General features: G+C 54.3%; 17 protein-coding genes. 11 read left to right on the top strand and 6 right to left on the bottom strand.

Annotation, left to right across the window (positions count from 1 at the left end):
- The first annotated feature begins 53 nt into the window (after nt 1–53).
- From rfaD to I6N93_RS00565, 5 genes are all read left to right on the top strand, one after another.
- Complete coding sequence (gene rfaD / locus I6N93_RS00585; RefSeq protein ID WP_085686980.1) at nt 54–986, top strand: ADP-glyceromanno-heptose 6-epimerase; 933 nt, start codon at nt 54–56, stop codon at nt 984–986.
- A gap of 31 nt (nt 987–1,017) precedes the next feature.
- Nucleotides 1,018–2,070 carry an ADP-heptose--LPS heptosyltransferase RfaF gene (rfaF, locus tag I6N93_RS00580; RefSeq protein WP_085686978.1) on the top strand — a complete coding sequence of 351 codons (1,053 nt, stop codon included), beginning with the start codon at nt 1,018–1,020 and terminating at the stop codon, nt 2,068–2,070.
- A complete protein-coding gene (gene rfaC / locus I6N93_RS00575; protein ID WP_085686976.1) occupies nt 2,067–3,026 on the top strand; it encodes a lipopolysaccharide heptosyltransferase RfaC in 960 nt (319 codons plus the stop codon). Before rfaF ends, rfaC begins: the two co-directional genes overlap by 4 nt.
- Before the next feature lie 144 nt (nt 3,027–3,170).
- Nucleotides 3,171–4,553, top strand: coding sequence for an O-antigen ligase family protein (locus I6N93_RS00570; RefSeq protein WP_085686974.1), 1,383 nt, complete (start codon nt 3,171–3,173; stop codon nt 4,551–4,553).
- 110 nt (nt 4,554–4,663) lie between these two features.
- The gene (locus I6N93_RS00565) at nt 4,664–5,515 is read left to right on the top strand and encodes a glycosyltransferase family A protein (RefSeq protein ID WP_085686972.1); all 852 of its coding nucleotides are present in this window, start codon (nt 4,664–4,666) and stop codon (nt 5,513–5,515) included.
- A 91-nt stretch (nt 5,516–5,606) separates the two neighbouring features.
- Here the strand turns inward: I6N93_RS00565 and I6N93_RS00560 are convergent, their stop codons facing one another.
- Both I6N93_RS00560 and I6N93_RS00555 read right to left on the bottom strand, forming a co-directional pair.
- Entirely contained in the window at nt 5,607–6,713 is a 1,107-nt protein-coding gene (locus I6N93_RS00560; protein WP_085686970.1) for a glycosyltransferase family 9 protein, read from the bottom strand.
- Nucleotides 6,714–7,673 (bottom strand): polysaccharide deacetylase family protein, encoded by a 960-nt coding sequence (locus I6N93_RS00555; RefSeq protein ID WP_085686968.1) that lies wholly within the window; start codon nt 7,671–7,673, stop codon nt 6,714–6,716.
- A gap of 217 nt (nt 7,674–7,890) precedes the next feature.
- Between I6N93_RS00555 and rfaQ the strand changes: the two genes are divergently transcribed.
- The 6 genes from rfaQ to coaD all read left to right on the top strand — a co-directional run bounded on the left by rfaQ (nt 7,891) and on the right by coaD (nt 14,785).
- Nucleotides 7,891–8,961, top strand: a complete 1,071-nt coding sequence (rfaQ, locus tag I6N93_RS00550) for a putative lipopolysaccharide heptosyltransferase III (protein ID WP_373853572.1) — start codon at nt 7,891–7,893, stop codon at nt 8,959–8,961.
- Nucleotides 8,958–10,085: a glycosyltransferase family 4 protein gene (locus tag I6N93_RS00545; RefSeq protein ID WP_085686964.1), complete on the top strand. Its 1,128-nt coding sequence runs from the start codon at nt 8,958–8,960 to the stop codon at nt 10,083–10,085. Before rfaQ ends, I6N93_RS00545 begins: the two co-directional genes overlap by 4 nt.
- A gap of 3 nt (nt 10,086–10,088) precedes the next feature.
- Nucleotides 10,089–11,210 carry a glycosyltransferase gene (locus tag I6N93_RS00540; protein ID WP_085686962.1) on the top strand — a complete coding sequence of 374 codons (1,122 nt, stop codon included), beginning with the start codon at nt 10,089–10,091 and terminating at the stop codon, nt 11,208–11,210.
- A gap of 1,055 nt (nt 11,211–12,265) precedes the next feature.
- Nucleotides 12,266–13,543, top strand: a complete 1,278-nt coding sequence (waaA, locus tag I6N93_RS00535) for a lipid IV(A) 3-deoxy-D-manno-octulosonic acid transferase (protein ID WP_085686960.1) — start codon at nt 12,266–12,268, stop codon at nt 13,541–13,543.
- Complete coding sequence (locus I6N93_RS00530) at nt 13,543–14,316, top strand: glycosyltransferase family 2 protein (RefSeq protein ID WP_085686958.1); 774 nt, start codon at nt 13,543–13,545, stop codon at nt 14,314–14,316. The genes waaA and I6N93_RS00530 overlap by 1 nt, the downstream gene beginning before the upstream one ends.
- A complete protein-coding gene (coaD, locus tag I6N93_RS00525) occupies nt 14,306–14,785 on the top strand; it encodes a pantetheine-phosphate adenylyltransferase (protein ID WP_085686956.1) in 480 nt (159 codons plus the stop codon). The genes I6N93_RS00530 and coaD overlap by 11 nt, the downstream gene beginning before the upstream one ends.
- 7 nt (nt 14,786–14,792) lie before the next feature.
- Here coaD and mutM read toward each other — a convergent pair whose 3' ends face one another.
- From mutM to radC, 4 genes are all read right to left on the bottom strand, one after another.
- Nucleotides 14,793–15,602 carry a bifunctional DNA-formamidopyrimidine glycosylase/DNA-(apurinic or apyrimidinic site) lyase gene (gene mutM / locus I6N93_RS00520; RefSeq protein WP_085686954.1) on the bottom strand — a complete coding sequence of 270 codons (810 nt, stop codon included), beginning with the start codon at nt 15,600–15,602 and terminating at the stop codon, nt 14,793–14,795.
- Nucleotides 15,603–15,710: 108 nt separating this feature from the next.
- A complete protein-coding gene (gene rpmG / locus I6N93_RS00515) occupies nt 15,711–15,878 on the bottom strand; it encodes a 50S ribosomal protein L33 (RefSeq protein ID WP_026738454.1) in 168 nt (55 codons plus the stop codon).
- An 11-nt stretch (nt 15,879–15,889) separates the two neighbouring features.
- The gene (gene rpmB / locus I6N93_RS00510; RefSeq protein WP_026738455.1) at nt 15,890–16,126 is read right to left on the bottom strand and encodes a 50S ribosomal protein L28; all 237 of its coding nucleotides are present in this window, start codon (nt 16,124–16,126) and stop codon (nt 15,890–15,892) included.
- Between the two features lie 238 nt (nt 16,127–16,364).
- Nucleotides 16,365–17,030 (bottom strand): RadC family protein, encoded by a 666-nt coding sequence (gene radC, locus I6N93_RS00505; RefSeq protein ID WP_085686952.1) that lies wholly within the window; start codon nt 17,028–17,030, stop codon nt 16,365–16,367.
- Nucleotides 17,031–17,214: the final 184 nt, after the last annotated feature.

Below are 17,214 nucleotides of genomic sequence, written 5' to 3'. Positions count from 1 at the left end.
TAGATAGCGTGAGGCGCGGTGCCTCACCTAACAGCTTAGCAAGGGTAATTCCCATGATTATCGTGACTGGCGGCGCCGGCTTTATCGGCAGCAATATCGTGAAAGCGTTGAATGACCAAGGTTACCGGGACATTCTGGTAGTTGATAACCTGAAAGACGGCACCAAGTTCGCCAACCTGGCGGATCTGGATATCGCCGACTATATCGATAAAGAAGATTTCATCGCTAATATCGTCGCCGGCGACGATTTGGGTGATATCGAAGCGATCTTCCACGAGGGCGCCTGCTCTTCCACCACCGAGTGGGACGGGAAGTACATGATGGATAACAACTATCAGTACTCCAAAGAGGTGCTGCATTACTGTCTGGAGCGCAGCATTCCCTTCCTGTATGCCTCTTCCGCCGCCACCTACGGCGGGCGTAGCAACCACTTTGTGGAAGAGCGTCAGTTCGAACAGCCGCTGAATGTTTACGGCTACTCCAAATTTCTGTTCGATCAGTACGTGCGTGAAATTCTGCCGCACGCGGGCTCGCAGGTCTGCGGCTTCCGCTATTTCAACGTCTACGGACCGCGTGAAGGTCACAAAGGCAGCATGGCCAGCGTGGCATTCCACCTTAACCAGCAGATCCATCAGGGCGAAAATCCGAAGTTGTTCTCCGGCAGCGAAAACTTCAAGCGCGACTTCGTCTATGTCGCCGACGTCGCCGCCGTTAACCTGTGGTTCTGGAAACAGGGCGTATCCGGTATTTTCAACTGCGGGACCGGCCGGGCTGAGTCGTTCCAGGCCGTCGCCGACGCCGTACTGGATTACCACAAGACCGGCAGCGTTGAGTACATTCCCTTCCCGGAAAAACTGCAGGGCCGCTATCAGTCCTACACGCAGGCGGATCTGACCAAACTGCGCGCGGCCGGTTATGACAAACCGTTCCACACCGTCGCTGAAGGCGTAGCCGACTACATGGCCTGGCTTAACCGCGACGCATAATCCTGCGTGACCGTAGGGGATCTCGAACGGTATGAAAATTCTGGTAATCGGCCCGTCCTGGGTCGGCGACATGATGATGTCGCACAGTCTTTATCGCACGCTCAAGGCCGAACATCCGGATGCCGTCATCGACGTGATGGCGCCGGCCTGGTGCCGTCCGCTGCTGGCGCGCATGCCGGAAGTGAATGAGGCGCTGGCCATGCCGCTGGGCCACGGCGCGCTCCAGCTGGGTGAGCGTCGCCGTCTGGGCGTCGCACTCCGGCTTCAGCGCTACGACCGTGCGTACGTCCTGCCTAACTCATTCAAATCCGCGTTAGTGCCGTTTTTCGCAAAGATACCCCAGCGCACCGGCTGGCGCGGCGAAATGCGCTATGGATTGCTGAATGACGTTCGCGTGCTGGACAAGGCGGCCTTTCCGCTGATGGTGCAACGTTACGTCGCGCTCGGCTATGACTCGAAGGCGATGAACAGCGCGGACGATCTCCCTGCGCCGCTGCCGTGGCCGCAGCTGCAGGTCTCCGAGGCCGAAATCTCAGCGGCACTCGCCGAGTTCAGTCTGCAGGGCGACCGACCGCTAATCGGATTCTGCCCCGGCGCGGAATTCGGGCCGGCCAAACGCTGGCCGCATTACCACTATGGCGCACTGGCTCAAGCGCTGATCGAACGCGGCTATCAGGTAGCGCTGTTCGGTTCAGCCAACGACCGTCAGTCGGGCGAAGATATTCGCAACACCCTGACGACACAGGCTCAGACGTCCTGCTTCAATCTGGCGGGCGATACCACGCTGGACCAGGCCGTCGTGCTGCTCGCCGCCTGCCGCGTCGTGGTCAGCAACGACTCCGGTCTCATGCATGTCGCCGCCGCGCTCAATCGGCCGCTCGTCGCCCTCTACGGCCCCAGCAGTCCCGACTTTACGCCGCCGCTTTCCAAAGAAGCGGAAGTGATCCGCTTGATCAGCGGCTATCATCGCGTGCGCAAAGGCGATGCGGAACAGGGTTATCATCAGAGCCTGATCGACATTCAGCCGGAACGGGTGTTGAACACGCTGGAAAAGCATTTGCACGAGCGAGGAGCGCAGGCATGAGAGTGCTGATCGTGAAAACCTCCTCGATGGGAGATGTTCTGCACACCCTACCCGCGTTGACCGATGCTATGCACGCCGTACCCGGCATCCAATTCGACTGGGTGGTCGAAGAGGGTTTCGCCCAGATCCCTGGCTTGCATCCGGCCGTTAACCGGGTGATCCCGGTCGCGATTCGCCGCTGGCGCAAAAGCTGGTTCAGCGCCGCCGTTCGCCAGGAGCGTTCGGCGTTCAAGCGTTTGCTACGTTCCCGGCGTTACGACGCGGTCATCGACGCGCAGGGATTGATCAAAAGCGCTTTGCTAGTCACGCGTCTGGCGCACGGCAATAAGCACGGGCTGGACTGGAAAAGCGCCCGCGAGCCGCTGGCCAGTTGGTTTTATCAATACCGCCACCGGGTGGCGCGCGAGCAGCATGCCGTCGAACGCATTCGTGAACTGTTTTCAACCAGTCTGAACTATCGCCGCCCTGCGGAAACCGGGGATTACGCGATTGCAGCCCAATTTTTGACCTCACCGCCGGAAGACGCCGGGCATTATCTGGTCTTCCTGCACGCCACCACCCGCGACGAAAAGCACTGGCCGGAAGAAAACTGGCGCGAACTGATCGCACTTATGCAACCGAGTGGTCTAGGGATTAAACTGCCGTGGGGAGCAGACCATGAGTATCAGCGCGCGCTGCGGCTCGCGGACGGTTTCCCGCACGTGGATGTTCTGCCGCGGCTGAATCTGGAACAGGTCTCTACGGTATTGGCTGGTGCCAAGGCCGTCGTCTCGGTGGATACCGGGCTTAGTCATCTGACGGCGGCGCTCGATCGGCCGAATATTACGCTCTATGGCCCGACGGACCCGGGATTGATCGGCGGATATGGGAAAAATCAAATCGCCGTCGTATCCCATGACAAAACGATGCGTTCCATCACCAGCGCCGACATTTTTTCCCGCTTGCCGCTGGATTAAAAACATGATTCCTGACTATAAAAATGACAAATAAGAATATTCCACCTCATCAAGGGGATACTTTGATGTCATGTTCAACTTTGATTGTACGAAAACAGACAAAATGCAGAATAGGGAGCTGGAGATTCTTCCCAGAAGGTAAATATGTCGATATCGAGCCATAAACCCATTGCGCTATTTTTACTGGTCATAACGTTATTGCTGTGCTCTTTTTGGGCTATTCCCAGCAAACTTTTACCTTTCCACCGGAATTTACTTATTTACGGCGCCTTCGTCTTTTCCCTGCTACTTTTTTTCAAAGACCGACGCTTTTTGCAAAATCTGGATACAGGCAAGATAAAAAATGTGCTGGTGATATTGGGCATAATGACCGTCGTAACGTTGTCATGCGCGCTTTTATTTTCCCCCCACTTGCACGACACGATGAGGGCCTGGCACAGTCAATGGATGAGGCCGCTCATGCTATTTGTCTACGGCCTAATCTTTTATTCAATTATTGCGTTCAATTTTCCAAACCTGAGCTACAAAAAACTGATTACCGCCATCATTTTGAGCTTTTGGGCGCCAATTTTTCTTCATATTTTGACGATTGTGTATATGTACTTTAAGTCCGGCGCTGTCATGTGGGGAGAAACCTATATCTTCCCATCACGTCTGGAACTTAGCTTTCAAATCAATCTGATAAGCATCATCATTTTTTCTGATTTACTGTTGCGCATATTGGAAAACCGACGCCTGTTGATGCTGAATACCGGCGTTGTCGTGGCGTTGATTATCTCCAACGTCATTGCGACCGGCCTCGCAAATACCCGCTGGGGCACAGTCGGCATGGTCTTCGGAATATTATCCATCAGTCTGGTGTTTATTATTAGAAAGATTCACACCATTAATCTGTGGAAATTAAGCCTCTACTCGTTGCTTATTATTTGCACCGTAGTAAGCGTCGGCCTGTTTTCCTATGAAAAAGACCCTCGCTGGAAAAACATCAGAGAAGATGTAGAAGTGGGGTGGAATGCTCCCAGCAACAGCTTTTGCTTTATTTTTAACAGCCCGGAACGCGTCATTCCCGTGCATGCGGATGGTACACCGGTCAGCCACTCGAACGCATGTCGAATCGCCTATGTCCACCAGGCGACGGATTTTATCGTTGAATATCCGTTGGGAATTGGCACCAGCAAAACGGCATTTTTACAACGATTGCATGAGAAATACAATAATCCGCTGATCGATATTAGCCATAGCCATAGCGGTATTCTGGAATATGGTCTGCAATACGGCATTATCGGGATTTTACTGTGGATTATTTACAACCTGATGATATTTAAAATATCAATCCATGCGTTCTTTAAAGAAAATAAGACCGTAGGCGTAGTGCTTCTACTCCTTTCGAGCGGTTTTTTCTTCCGTTCAATGGTGGACAGAATATTATTAGATCATTATATGGAAGAATATATGTTCCTCAGCGGACTACTCTTGGGGATTATCGCCTATAAGCCCGGCGCTTCCGAACAAACCGCTAACGATTGAAAGCAAGCAGAATATCATTGATACGAATGATGATATTCTGTTTTTCATTGCATGCAGTGTTTTCAAATATACAATAACGTTAGATAATTTATTATTACGTACAGGCCAACATGGAAAATATTCGAGAAATTAACCGGGTTGATAAGTCACATATCAAACTAAGCTACGTCACTCACTTTTATTGCAACCAAAGCGATATCGACTCCGTTATCTCGCTGCTGCGCGAGTACGAGCAGTACTCCCCCGACCTGCTGGACGTTATCCAGTTCGTCATCGTCGACGACGGCTCCCCGGTCAGTTACGACATCCCCGAATTCAACCTAAACCTTATCTGGATCAAGATTAACGAGAACATTCCGTGGAATCAGGCCGGTGCGCGAAACCTCGGCGCGCTGTACGCCAAGTCCGATAAAATCGTCATGACCGACCTCGACCATATCATCCATGAGAATACGCTGCGCTACATGTCGGACAGGCGCAATCCGGGACGCACTTTCTTCAAGCTCTATCGCAACTCACCGGAAAACCCGCAGAAAATCTATAAAGGCCACTCCAACCTGTTCTTTATGTCCCGCGCCCGATTCATGCGATTCTTCGGCTACGACGAAGAATTTGCGGGCAACTATGGAGCGGAAGATTATCGCTTCGTGAAATACCAGAAGTACCACGGCTCCATTCAGCGTTATTTGTCAAAGAAATACCTGTGTTCGGAAAGAAATGTAAACCGCAATAAGTCGTATCACACGCTGGAGCGCGATCTCTCGGCCAACACGCCCGTCGATGATAAAAAGAAACATGAGATCGAAACCTACGGCGAGGAGTTCGGACACAGCAGAATGTTTCTGAACTTCAGTTGGAGCATCGTGAAAAACGTCCACCGTAAGCCGCCTGCACGCAAGAAAAATACGCTCTGGAAACCGATGTGGTGGTTCAGATACCTGTTCGGTTTTCTGGCCCGCTAAATATAACGCCCCTCGACTTTCGTCAGGGGCGTTTTGACTCGCCCGAAGGCACCGGCCAACGAGGTTGTTGCAGCAAAGCTGCCTTAGCGAATCACACCACCCGCTTCGCCTTTATCCGCTCAATTCGACGCGCTACCTTATCCATCACCTGCTGTGGCTTAATCGCCTCCATCACATGACCTTGCTGAATCGCGAGGTTATTGGTGACCCCATAAATGACATCATGCAGGTCCGGATCCTGATAAGGGCCGGTGCTGTGCGGCTCCGCCGTCACAAACAGGCTAACCGTCGGTACCCTAAGCGCGATTGCAATATGCAAAGGCCCCGTGTCCCCGGTCACCAACACATCCATACCGTTGATCAGTCCTACTAACGCTTTCAGGCTGGACGAACCGATATGGTTGACGATACGGGCATGCAACACCGGGTTTACCTGCCGCAGCAGCGACTCGGCTAGCGGGCTATCGCCCGACCACCCCGTCAGTGCAATCTGGCAGGTCGGGTCCGTGGTAAGAAAATGCTCGGCCACCGCGGCGAAATACTCCACCGGCCAGCACCGTTCAGACGTCGAGGCTCCCATCTGAAATCCAATCACCGTTCCGCGTCCGATGCTGTCGGCCGGCGGCACCGCAAAAGGAATGCGCATACTGATATCGCTGACGTCCGCTCCCAGCATAGAAACCAGCGCCAGCTTGCGCTGAATCACATGCCCGCGGAAGCCGACGACATACCCCGCCAGCCAGCGATCCATCGGCGTGATACCGTCGACATAGTTATCGCGCAGCACGTATTTCGCCCCTGACATCACCGCGCTCAGATAGTCGTAAGGATCGTGTGAATGCAGAATGATAGCCAGGTCGGGCACGCCGAACCGCCGGATGTCCCGAACCAGCTGAGGCACCGTTTTGATTTTGGTATTCCAGCACACGACGTGCTGCCAATCTTCTCCACCTTCAACGAAGGCTTCCAGCTTCTTGTGCACGACCAGCGTGATCTTCGCCTGGGGGAAGCGCTGGCGCACCGCATGGATGGCCGGCGTATTAAACATCAAATCGCCCAGCGCGGTTGTAGAATAAATGACAATGTGGGAGAACGCGCTCTCCGTCACGAGCTGAGGCGCGGGCTGAAGCCGACCGCAGCAACGGGTATACATACGCAAAAACAGATCTACGAGTTTAAATTTCCAGCCTTTTTTCATCTAAACAGCCTTAATTCCCTGATAATATTCCGACAACGTTTTCCCCCTTGTTTTCTCTGCCAGCCAGGCGAATAACGCCTCTACGTCACGATATAGCGTTTCTATATGTTGCTCTGTAGGAAATGTCGGGCTGCCTCCCGGCATTAATTCCGACGAATGGAGCATAAACTCAACATAGTCGTTGCCCTCCGCCAACACTTTTTCCACCACCGATTCCATCTGACGCAGGTTGGCGCCTTTCGGCCGCACCCAATTCACGGAAGCGCTGCGCTGTTTTCCTCGCAGGCGATCGTATATCCGGGTCATCGCGTTGAGGAAACCGCTGTGCTTATACTGAATGCTCATTGGCACTTCCAGCAACGTAGAGTTACCCGGTTGAGCAATGTTATTCGAATCCATGAAGTACGCATGGTGCGGGAAACGACTGTAGTCTGTGCCGCCTTGCCCGTTCGGGTCACCCGGCGAAAACCGCCAGTTCACGCGCGGTGTGACGGAGCAGTCAATCTCATAGCCGTACTCAATCAACAGTTGAACGTAGTCTTCGTCCAACGCCCAGCGGCCAGAGCGATGGCTACGGATTTTGCGTTGGAACGTATCTTCAAGTAACGACGTCATGTACTCGATTTTCTGGCGCATCAACGCCTTCGGGTATTCGATCAGATAAGGTTTATAGCGCCAATCATCCCCGGTCAGATCGAACTCAGGCGGATTGTTCCAGGCATGCAGGTGCATCCCGACCTCTCCCTCGTCTCGGGCGATAACATCCCTGGCGAACTCAATATAGGCGGGATCTAAAGCCATTTCGTAATTTGTCAACCAGGTTGGCTTGAAACCGTATTTTTCACAAAGCTGCTGAAACCGCGGCAAATAATGAGAATTCCTTGTCGTAATCCTGTCATGACTCTGCCAAAGATTGTCTCCTTCCGTATCGATCGTGATGATAAATGCTGGTTTACACATGGAAATGGCGCCTGATAATCTAAGGACGTAAAGTGACGTAGGTCGGTGATGTAGGAAGCCTAAGCCGCTACCGTCGCCGTTAAAAGTCATTATTGTAACCAAAGATGTTGCTACGCACGTTAAATGGATATGGATAACGAAGTTCGTCGGGGATCAGTAGTAGCCACTCAGAGCGATGTCATCTAAAATCGCCTTCTGCTTGCAATGAGAAACACCGCTGATGAATCACACCACAGCCCATGCCGTCAGGCATATTCTGCTGATAAAATTTCGCCATCATGGCGACATGCTGTTAACCACTCCGGTCATCAACACTCTGAGTCAAACCTATCCGAATGCCCAAATCGATGTTCTGCTGTACCTTGAAACGCAGGATATGCTGGCGGCTAATTCACGCATCCATCGTATTTTCGCCATCGATCGCCAATGGAAAAAACAGGGGCTGCGGACCCAGCTCAGCAAAGAGTGGCAGTTGATCGGCCAGTTGCGTCATCAGCGCTACGATCTCGTCATCAACCTGGCCGATCAGTGGCGAAGCGCCTTGATAGCGAAACTGACCGGCGCGCCGGTTCGGCTGGGTTTTGACTTTGATAAACGTCAGCATCCGCTATGGCGATACTGCCATAGCGATTTGGTCAGCACGGCGCAGCATGAGCACCAACACACCGTGGAGCAAAACCTCTCTATTCTCTCACCGCTGGGCATTCCTTCCGTCAGCACGCAGGTCACGATGGGGTATACCGCCGAAGACTGGACGCAGTGTCAGGAAAAACTGCGGCAGCAGCAGGTTGACGGTCCCTACATCGTCGTCCAGCCCACCTCCCGCTGGCTGTTCAAATGCTGGAGCGAAACGAATATGGCGGCGGTGATTTCCGCACTGCGGCAGGACGGGCACACCGTCGTCGTGACATCCGGACCGGATGCAAAAGAGCAAAAAATGGTGTCCGATATTCTTGCCCGCTGCCCGTCCAGCGGCGTGATCTCGCTCTCCGGTCAGCTGACGTTGCGCCAGTTGGCGGCGCTTATCGACCATGCCCGCCTGTTTTTGGGCGTTGATTCCGTTCCCATGCATATGGCCGCCGCCCTGCAAACCCCCAGCATCGCTCTATTTGGCCCTTCGAAACTGCACTTCTGGCGTCCCTGGCAGGCGCCGGGAGAAGTGATCTGGGCCGGCGACTACGGCACGCTACCCGACCCCGATGATATCAACACCGGCACACAACAACGCTATCTCGACCTGATCCCCGTCGAGGCGGTCACGGCCGCGGCACGGAGACAACTATCATGAGTCATTTTCGCCTCGCCATCGTGCGGCAAAAATATCGGCCGGACGGCGGCGCAGAACGCTTTGTAAGCCGCGCGCTAGAGGCGCTGGAAGATCAAGATTTACAGCTGAACGTTATTACGCGTCAGTGGCAGGGTGAAAAGAAGCCAAACTGGCATTTGCACCTGTGTAATCCCCGCTACTGGACCCGAGTCGGGCGTGAGCGCGGATTCGCCGACGCCGCCCGCGCCCTGTGGCAGCAAGAGCAGTTCGATTTGGTGCAGAGCCACGAACGTATCGCAGGATGCGACATTTATCGCGCCGGCGACGGCGTTCATCGTCGCTGGCTAATGCAGCGCGCACGTCTGCTGCCCGCCTGGCGCAAACCGCTACTCTTTGCCAACCGGTTCCATCGCTATGTCATGCAGGCGGAAAGCGATATGTATCGGGCGCCGCAGTTGAAAGCGGTCATCTGCAACGCAGAACTGATTAAACAGGAAATTATCGAAGAGTTCGGCCTCAACGCGGACAAGATCCATGTGATTTACAACGCCATCGACAGCACACGCTTTTTACCCGCAGAAGAGTCGCAGCGCCGGGCAATGCGCACCGCGCTGGCGCTGCCGCATGACGCCTGCGTGATGGTTTACGTCGGATCCGGCTTCGAACGCAAAGGGCTGGCGGCGGCCATCCGGGCCATCGCCGGGACGGACCGCTACCTGATCGTCGTCGGGCAGGATAAAGCGGAACGTCAATACCGGGCGCTGGCGGCCTCACTGGGATGCAAATCGCGAGTACGCTTTACCGGTATGCAGAAAGATCCACAGCCTTACTATCATGCCGCCGACGGCCTGTTGCTGCCGACGCTCTACGACCCTTTCCCCAACGTGATTCTGGAAGCGATGGCCTGCGGACTGCCGGTCATCACGACCACGACCTGCGGCGGATCGGAATTCATCCGGGCCGGGGAAAATGGTTTCGTCTGCGACGCGCTGGACATCCCGGCGCTGACCGACGCCGTTATGACGCTGCCCGCCGCCGCACCCGGCAGCCGCATGGGCGACGCGGCGCGCGCGCGCATTATCGACGCATCGCCGCAGAAGCTCTCTCAGCAGCTGATCTCGCTCTATCAAACCCTATTGGACTGACGCATGCGAATCTTGATGATCATCGACGGTCTGCCCGGCGGCGGCGCAGAAAAAGTGGTGTTGACGCTGGCGGCCGGCTTGGTCGCCCGGCAGCACCAGGTTTCGCTTTTTTCGCTGCGCGACGTCTGCGAATATCCGATGCCGGAAGGCGTGGATTATCAGACGATCGTCGACCATAGCCGTGCGCCCTGGCGCAAGCTCACCGAGCTTCGCCGCCGCGCTGCGATGCTGGATAAGGCAATTCAAGGTGCGCAAGCGCAGCAGGGTCCGTTCGATTTGGTGTTGTCAAACCTGCACAAGACCGACCGTATTGTGGCTCGCAGCCGGGCGCTGAATCCCGACAAAGTCTGGTTCTGCCTGCACGGCATGTTTTCTCCCTCGTATCTTGGCCATCGGACCGGCCTCTCCCGTTGGTTGAAACGGGTTAAAATTCAGCAGGTCTACCAGCAGCGCAATATCGTTGCGGTGTCTCAGGCGGTACTGTCGGATTTACAAAGCGCCTTTCAGGTACGGCCTTCCAACGCGGCGGTCATCAACAACCCGTTTGATTTTGCGGCGATTGCCGCACTGGCTGACCAGCCCTGCGAACGCGCCGGGACGGATTATCTGGTGCACGTCGGTCGTTTCCATCCGAACAAACGTCACGACCGTCTGATTCGTGCCTATGCGCTGAGCGGCATCGAGATGCCGTTGGTCTTGTTGGGAAAAGGCCGGGACGAGGAAGTACAGCGCATACGGCAGCTGGCCGTCGAGTTGGGCGTGGCCGATCGCGTTATTTTTCAAGGGTTCTGCGACAACCCCTACCCTTATATCCGCCATGCCCGCCTGCTGGTGTTGAGTTCCGACAGCGAAGGCTTCGGCAACGTGCTGGTTGAAGCGCTGAGCTGTGGAACGCCGGTCGTCAGCACACGCTGCCCAGGAGGGCCGGAAGAAATACTGACCGGTCCGCTGGCCCAAGGTCTGGCGGAGCTGTCCGCCGACTCGCTGGCGGAAACGCTGAAGTCGGTGCTGGCCTCTCCTCCGGCAATTGATAAGTCCCTGCTCGAGCGCTACCGCATCGACTCTATATGCGCGGCTTATCTCGCTCTCGGGATGCGTCAACCGTCCCACTTACCCTCTCGATAACGGCAAAGCGGCCCCAAACGGGCCGCTCACATTCTTACGGCTTTCCGTCCCGTCGCAACGGCAGCGTAAGAAAAAATGTCTCTCCCGTGTTTATTAACGTTCTGCTTCGCCTTTCATGCACTGCGGCGATGTCGGGATTTATCTGAAAGAGAGGGATATAACGCCCTCCTGGATCCGCATCGACGGACTGGCATCGTCAATTGTTCACAGAAAAATAGGCGAATATGGATATTTTGTTTCTTTTTCTCATTGGAAGAAAATAGGCCGTCATAAGAAATAATGTTGGGAGTCAGTATAGACTCTATTTTTGCGTCATTCTTCTCGCCAAAATAGACTCGGCATCGATAAAACAGGAATATACGACTGAGAGCAAGAGCCCGTATTTTGACTAGGAATTATCGCATCACGCCAATGTCATACTAAAATGATAACGTCTTTTTATAATCAATAACCACTCAATGATGATACTTATAATTCAATTATTTACATGATTTTAGTGAAAGAAGGTTTATCTCTAATTCATTGTCAAAGAACCTATAGACTGATAGGGTCTCTTAGGACGGCAATACAGTCATTAAGGGAAGAAAAAGACTAAAATGCTTTCGACGCATTATTTTATGGTGGTAAATAAAAACGAGGAATATTGGCTAAAATAGCAAACGGAGACACTGAAAAAATAATCATTAAACACAGAACATACTCGCCTATTATTGAGTCCTTTTCCAATAATGACGACGTTCGATAACGCCAGTATGGCGTTATTAATTCAAGGTATAATTTGTAGCGCAATTCTCAAATTTTATTTATATGAATTATATAATTTTCTCATAACATTCTTGAGAAGAAACTCACGACACACCGCATTATAAAGTCCCGATATTACAGTGATTTACGTTCTAATGGCGACAAGGCGCAATAGTTGCAACATATTGATTGATTGAGCATTACACATCCCTGTAAAAAAAAGGATATCGCAGTCTCCGCTATCGTAAGTGATAGATTTAGCGGCTATAAATATATAGAATTCGCTATCTCTGACTTAAATATCGATACTTATGTTACAGCTGCTGTATACCTTTCTGCTTTACCTTATCCAGCCTTTTATCTGGATCCGTCTTTGGCTCCGCGGCCGCAAAATCCCTGCCTATCGCAAACGCTGGGGCGAACGTTATGGCTTCTACAAAGACACCGTAAAACCGGAAGGTATCCTGCTGCATTCCGTCTCCGTGGGAGAAACACTGGCCGCTGTACCGCTGGTGAGAGCCTTACGCTACCGCTATCCTTCGCTGCCCATCACCGTCACCACGATGACGCCGACCGGCTCGGAACGCGCGCAATCCGCCTTCGGCAAAGACGTGTACCACGTCTATCTGCCCTATGATTTACCGGGCGCGATGAAGCGCTTTTTGAATCACGTTCAGCCACGGTTGGTCATTGTAATGGAAACCGAGCTTTGGCCCAATATGATCGATGCCCTGCATCAGCGTCATATTCCGCTGGTTATCGCCAACGCACGTCTTTCCGAACGCTCCGCCGCCGGCTACAAAAAGCTGGGCAAACTGATGCGTACCCTGATGCGACGCATCACCCTGATCGCCGTTCAGAATGCGGAAGACGGCGAGCGGTTTATTTCACTGGGCCTTAAGCGTAAACAGCTGAACGTCACCGGCAGCCTGAAATTCGATATCTCCGTCACGCCGGAGCTGGCGGCGAAAGCCGTGACGCTGCGCCGCCAGTGGGCCTCACAGCGCCCGGTGTGGATCGCAGCCAGCACTCACGACGGCGAAGAAAAGATCATCGTCGATGCGCACTACGAACTGCTGAAGACCTTCCCTAACCTGCTGCTGATTCTGGTGCCGCGCCATCCGGAGCGTTTTAACGACGCCAAAACCATCGTCAGCAAGGCCGGTCTCGAATATACCCTGCGCAGCGAAGGCGCTATCCCCTCGGCCTCATCGCAGGTGGTCATCGGCGATACGATGGGCGAACTGATGCTGCTGTACGGCATCGCCGACCTGGCCTTTGTCGGCGGCAGCCTGATAGGACGCGGCGGGCATAACCCGCTGGAGCCCGCAGCGCATGCGCTCCCGGTGCTGATGGGCCCACATACGTTCAACTTCAAAGATATTTGCGCCCGATTGCAGCAGTCCGACGGCCTGATCACGGTGACGGACACCGCCTCATTGGTCGAACAGGTCAGTAATCTTCTCTCCGACGATGACTATCGCCAGTATTACGGGCGTCACGCGGTGCAGGTACTGCATAAAAATCAGGGCGCGCTGCAAAGTCTGCTAAAACTCCTGGAACCCTACCTACCTCCGCGGAGACAATAATGATCCATCCTCGCCTGTCTGTCGTGCTCATCAGCCGCAATGAGGCTGAACTACTGCCGGACTGCCTGGCCTCTGTCTCCTGGGCGGATGAGATCATCGTTCTGGATTCCGGCAGCAGCGACGACACGCAGGCGATCGCGCGTCAGTACGGCGCACAGGTATTCGAGCATGACGACTGGCCGGGCTTCGGTCGGCAACGTCAGCGGGCTCAAAGCTACGCCAGCGGCGACTATATCTTCATGATCGACTGCGATGAGCGCGTCACGCCTGAGCTGAAACGCGCGATTGAGCGCGTGCTCGCGGCACCCGACGGCAAAACGGTCTATCGCTGTGCCCGCCGCAATCTGTTTTTAGGGCGCTTTATGCGCCACAGCGGTTGGTATCCCGATGAGGTGATACGCCTTTATCCGCGCCACTATCGCTACAACGATAATGAGGTGCATGAGTCGCTGGATTATGGCGACGCGCGCGTCGTTTCGCTGGCAGGCGATCTCAAGCATCTCACCTGTCGGGATTTTTTCGCCTTTCAGCAAAAGCAGTTTGATTATGCCGCCAGCTGGGCGCAGTCGCGTTTCCAGGCGGGTAAACGCTGCAGCTACCTTTCCATCCTGATCCATACGCTCGGCGCCTTCGCCAAGACCTGGCTGCTGCGCGCGGGCTTTCTGGACGGCAAGCGCGGGCTGCTGCTGGCGATAGTCAATGCGCAGTATACGTTTAATAAATATACTGGATTATGGGCCCTGAATAACCAGCGTAAACATCATGACGACTAGAGCGATTTACCCCGGCACCTTTGACCCGTTGACCAATGGCCATCTCGACCTGCTGACCCGCGCCGCCCGGATGTTCGACCACTTGATCCTGGCGATAGCCGCCAGCCCCAGCAAAAATACGCTGTTCACGCTGGAAGAGCGCGTCGCGCTGGCGCACGAAGTGACCAGTCATCTGACCAACGTCGAAGTGATGGGATTCAGCGAACTGATGGCGCATTTTGCTCAGAAACATCAGGCGAATATTTTGGTGCGCGGACTGCGGGCGGTATCCGACTTCGAGTATGAGTGGCAGTTGGCGAAGATGAACACGCACCTGATGCCCGAGCTGGAGAGCGTGTTCCTGATGCCGGCGGAGCAGTGGTCCTTTATTTCGTCCACGCTGGTGAAAGAGGTCGCCCGGCACGGCGGCGACATCGATCCGTTTCTCCCTTCCCCCATCTCGGCAGCCCTGAAGAAAAAACTGGCCTGACGCGTCGTCAGCGCTGGCAGCTGCGGCAAAAGAACGTGCTGCGCTGCCCTTGCTTCAGACTTTCAATCAACGTCCCGCAGTGGCGGCAAGGCTCGCCGCTGCGCCCGTAGACCTGCAGTTCCTGCGCAAAATAGCCCGGTTTGCCGTCCGACTGCAGGAAGTCCCGCAGCGTGGTTCCGCCCTGTTCAATGGAGCGTAGCAGCACTTTCTTAATGGTGGCCGCCAATAGGTGGAACTCAGCCTCGCTCAACGTGCCAGCGGCTCTCTCCGGCAAAATGCCCGCGCTGAACAGGGATTCGCTGGCGTAGATGTTACCCACGCCAACCACCAGCTTATTATCCATGATCCAGAGCTTTATCGGCGTCTGGCGGCCCCGCGCTTTCTGGAACAGGTAGTCACCGCTGAATGCATCACTGAGCGGCTCCGGTCCTAAATGCGCCAGCACGGAACTCGTCGCCGGGTCCGCACTCCACAGCCAGGCGCCGAAGCGGCGTGGGTCGGTGTAGCGGAGCACCTTGCCGCTGTCCAGAACCAGATCAACATGGTCATGCTTGCCGGGTTCCACATATTCGGGCAGCACGCGCAAACTGCCGGACATGCCGAGATGGACGATAATCCAACCGCGAGTCAGCTCAATCAGCAGGTATTTAGCGCGACGCTGTACGCTGAGCACCGGTTCACCACTCAACGACATAATCTCAGGGGATACCGGCCAGCGCAGGCGCGCATTGCGCACTTCGGCGTGCAGAATGGTATGTCCGGCCAGATAGGGTTCGATACCCCGGCGGCTGGTTTCCACCTCTGGTAATTCAGGCATGTTTCCTCCCGAGAAAAGTCATGGCCAACACTCTACCACAGCCGTATTCGCCAATTGCAGACACAAAAAAAACCCGGCCGAAGCCGGGTTTTTGATAATCCACTAAAATTATTTGATTTTAGCTTCTTTATAGATCACATGCTGACGGACAACGGGATCGAATTTCTTCAGTTCCAGTTTTTCCGGCTTAGTGCGCTTGTTCTTCGTAGTGGTATAGTAGTGACCAGTACCAGCAGAAGAAACCAGCTTGATCTTCTCGCGAACACCTTTAGCCATGATTCAGTTCCTTAATACTTCTCACCACGGGCACGTAAGTCGGCCAGAACCGTCTCAATACCCTTTTTATCGATAATACGCATACCTTTAGCAGATACGCGCAGCGTAACAAAACGCTTCTCGCCTTCCACCCAGAAACGGTGTGAGTGCAGGTTCGGCAGAAAACGGCGTTTGGTCGCATTCAGTGCGTGGGAACGGTTGTTACCCGTCACCGGACGCTTGCCAGTAACTTGGCAGACTCGGGACATGTCTATTCTCCAAAAATCAAATCAGCTCGAGCTTCGTATAGGGTGTTGGCCGCCTCGTCAGGCTCTAGAGCCCATCTCAGCAACTTCACTGAAAAGACTCCGTCATCAGGGGAAACCTGCTGAGATAGGCTCTTAACGCCACACCCAAGATTCTCAAAGGTGGCGTAGTATACGCTCTGAAGCGTATGCGCTCAAGTCCCGAACAGCTAAAGATCCCTCAGGATCGCCGAAATATGCCCTAAATCCACCCGCGCTCGGCAAAAGAGGCGTACTCACCGTGCCCGATAACCAGGTGATCAAGCACGCGGATGTCCAACAATTGGCATACTTTGACGATATGTTCCGTAATGGCGCGGTCAGCCTGACTGGGCTCTGCCTTTCCCGACGGATGGTTGTGCGCCAAAATCAACGCTGCCGCATTCGCCTTCAGCGCCTCACGAGCAATTTCTCGCGGGTGCACCTCTACGCAGTTAATCGTACCAGCAAACATCTCCTGATGGCGAATGACACGATGCTGATTGTCTAGAAAAAGGACTAAAAAAACTTCGCGTTCGCGGTGCGCCAGCAGTAACTGCAAATATTGCAGCGTCACCTCCGAGCTGATCATAGCGTCTTCGCGTGCTAATCGGGACGAAAACAGCCGCCGCGACAGCTCTCCCACCGCCTGCAGCTGCGTATACTTGGAGGGCCCGATGCCGCGAGCCTTACGAAACTGGCTCTGCTCCGCCGTCATCAACTGATGCAGCGACCCAAACTGGTTGAGTAAATTTTCCGCCAGCTGCATAACGTGCGTCCCCGGCAAACCGGTACGTAGAAAAATGGCGAGCAGTTCTGTATCCGTCAATGCGCAGGCCCCTTTCCGTATCAGTTTTTCCCTCGGCGCCTGTCCGTCTAGCCACATCATGATAGTGTCTCCTACCCTGCGTCTTGGAGGCATTCTGGCATGCGGAAAATGGGCGAACGAGGGGCCGGAGGAAAAGATGCGAGGCGGCGCGCAATCTGTCGTTGCAACAGGTCCCCCGTGACAAGATTCCGTTTCCTTCGGACGCTTATGGTAAAATGCCCGACACTTTCTTTAGCTTACACTC

Source organism: Lonsdalea populi (assembly GCF_015999465.1).
GTDB classification, from domain to species: Bacteria; Pseudomonadota; Gammaproteobacteria; order Enterobacterales; family Enterobacteriaceae; genus Lonsdalea; species Lonsdalea populi.
This window is presented reverse-complemented; position numbering and strand designations above follow the sequence as displayed.

What these genes read in the sequence shown, in the direction of transcription:
- rfaD (WP_085686980.1), top strand. Translation starts at nt 54, where the DNA reads ATGATTATCGTGACTGGCGGCGCCGGCTTTATCGGCAGCAATATCGTG.
- rfaF (WP_085686978.1), top strand. Translation starts at nt 1,018, where the DNA reads ATGAAAATTCTGGTAATCGGCCCGTCCTGGGTCGGCGACATGATGATG.
- rfaC (WP_085686976.1), top strand. Translation starts at nt 2,067, where the DNA reads ATGAGAGTGCTGATCGTGAAAACCTCCTCGATGGGAGATGTTCTGCAC.
- I6N93_RS00570 (WP_085686974.1), top strand. Translation starts at nt 3,171, where the DNA reads ATGTCGATATCGAGCCATAAACCCATTGCGCTATTTTTACTGGTCATA.
- I6N93_RS00565 (WP_085686972.1), top strand. Translation starts at nt 4,664, where the DNA reads ATGGAAAATATTCGAGAAATTAACCGGGTTGATAAGTCACATATCAAA.
- I6N93_RS00560 (WP_085686970.1), bottom strand. Translation starts at nt 6,713, where the DNA reads ATGAAAAAAGGCTGGAAATTTAAACTCGTAGATCTGTTTTTGCGTATG.
- I6N93_RS00555 (WP_085686968.1), bottom strand. Translation starts at nt 7,673, where the DNA reads ATGTGTAAACCAGCATTTATCATCACGATCGATACGGAAGGAGACAAT.
- I6N93_RS00545 (WP_085686964.1), top strand. Translation starts at nt 8,958, where the DNA reads ATGAGTCATTTTCGCCTCGCCATCGTGCGGCAAAAATATCGGCCGGAC.
- I6N93_RS00540 (WP_085686962.1), top strand. Translation starts at nt 10,089, where the DNA reads ATGCGAATCTTGATGATCATCGACGGTCTGCCCGGCGGCGGCGCAGAA.
- waaA (WP_085686960.1), top strand. Translation starts at nt 12,266, where the DNA reads ATGTTACAGCTGCTGTATACCTTTCTGCTTTACCTTATCCAGCCTTTT.
- I6N93_RS00530 (WP_085686958.1), top strand. Translation starts at nt 13,543, where the DNA reads ATGATCCATCCTCGCCTGTCTGTCGTGCTCATCAGCCGCAATGAGGCT.
- coaD (WP_085686956.1), top strand. Translation starts at nt 14,306, where the DNA reads ATGACGACTAGAGCGATTTACCCCGGCACCTTTGACCCGTTGACCAAT.
- mutM (WP_085686954.1), bottom strand. Translation starts at nt 15,602, where the DNA reads ATGCCTGAATTACCAGAGGTGGAAACCAGCCGCCGGGGTATCGAACCC.
- rpmG (WP_026738454.1), bottom strand. Translation starts at nt 15,878, where the DNA reads ATGGCTAAAGGTGTTCGCGAGAAGATCAAGCTGGTTTCTTCTGCTGGT.
- rpmB (WP_026738455.1), bottom strand. Translation starts at nt 16,126, where the DNA reads ATGTCCCGAGTCTGCCAAGTTACTGGCAAGCGTCCGGTGACGGGTAAC.
- radC (WP_085686952.1), bottom strand. Translation starts at nt 17,030, where the DNA reads ATGATGTGGCTAGACGGACAGGCGCCGAGGGAAAAACTGATACGGAAA.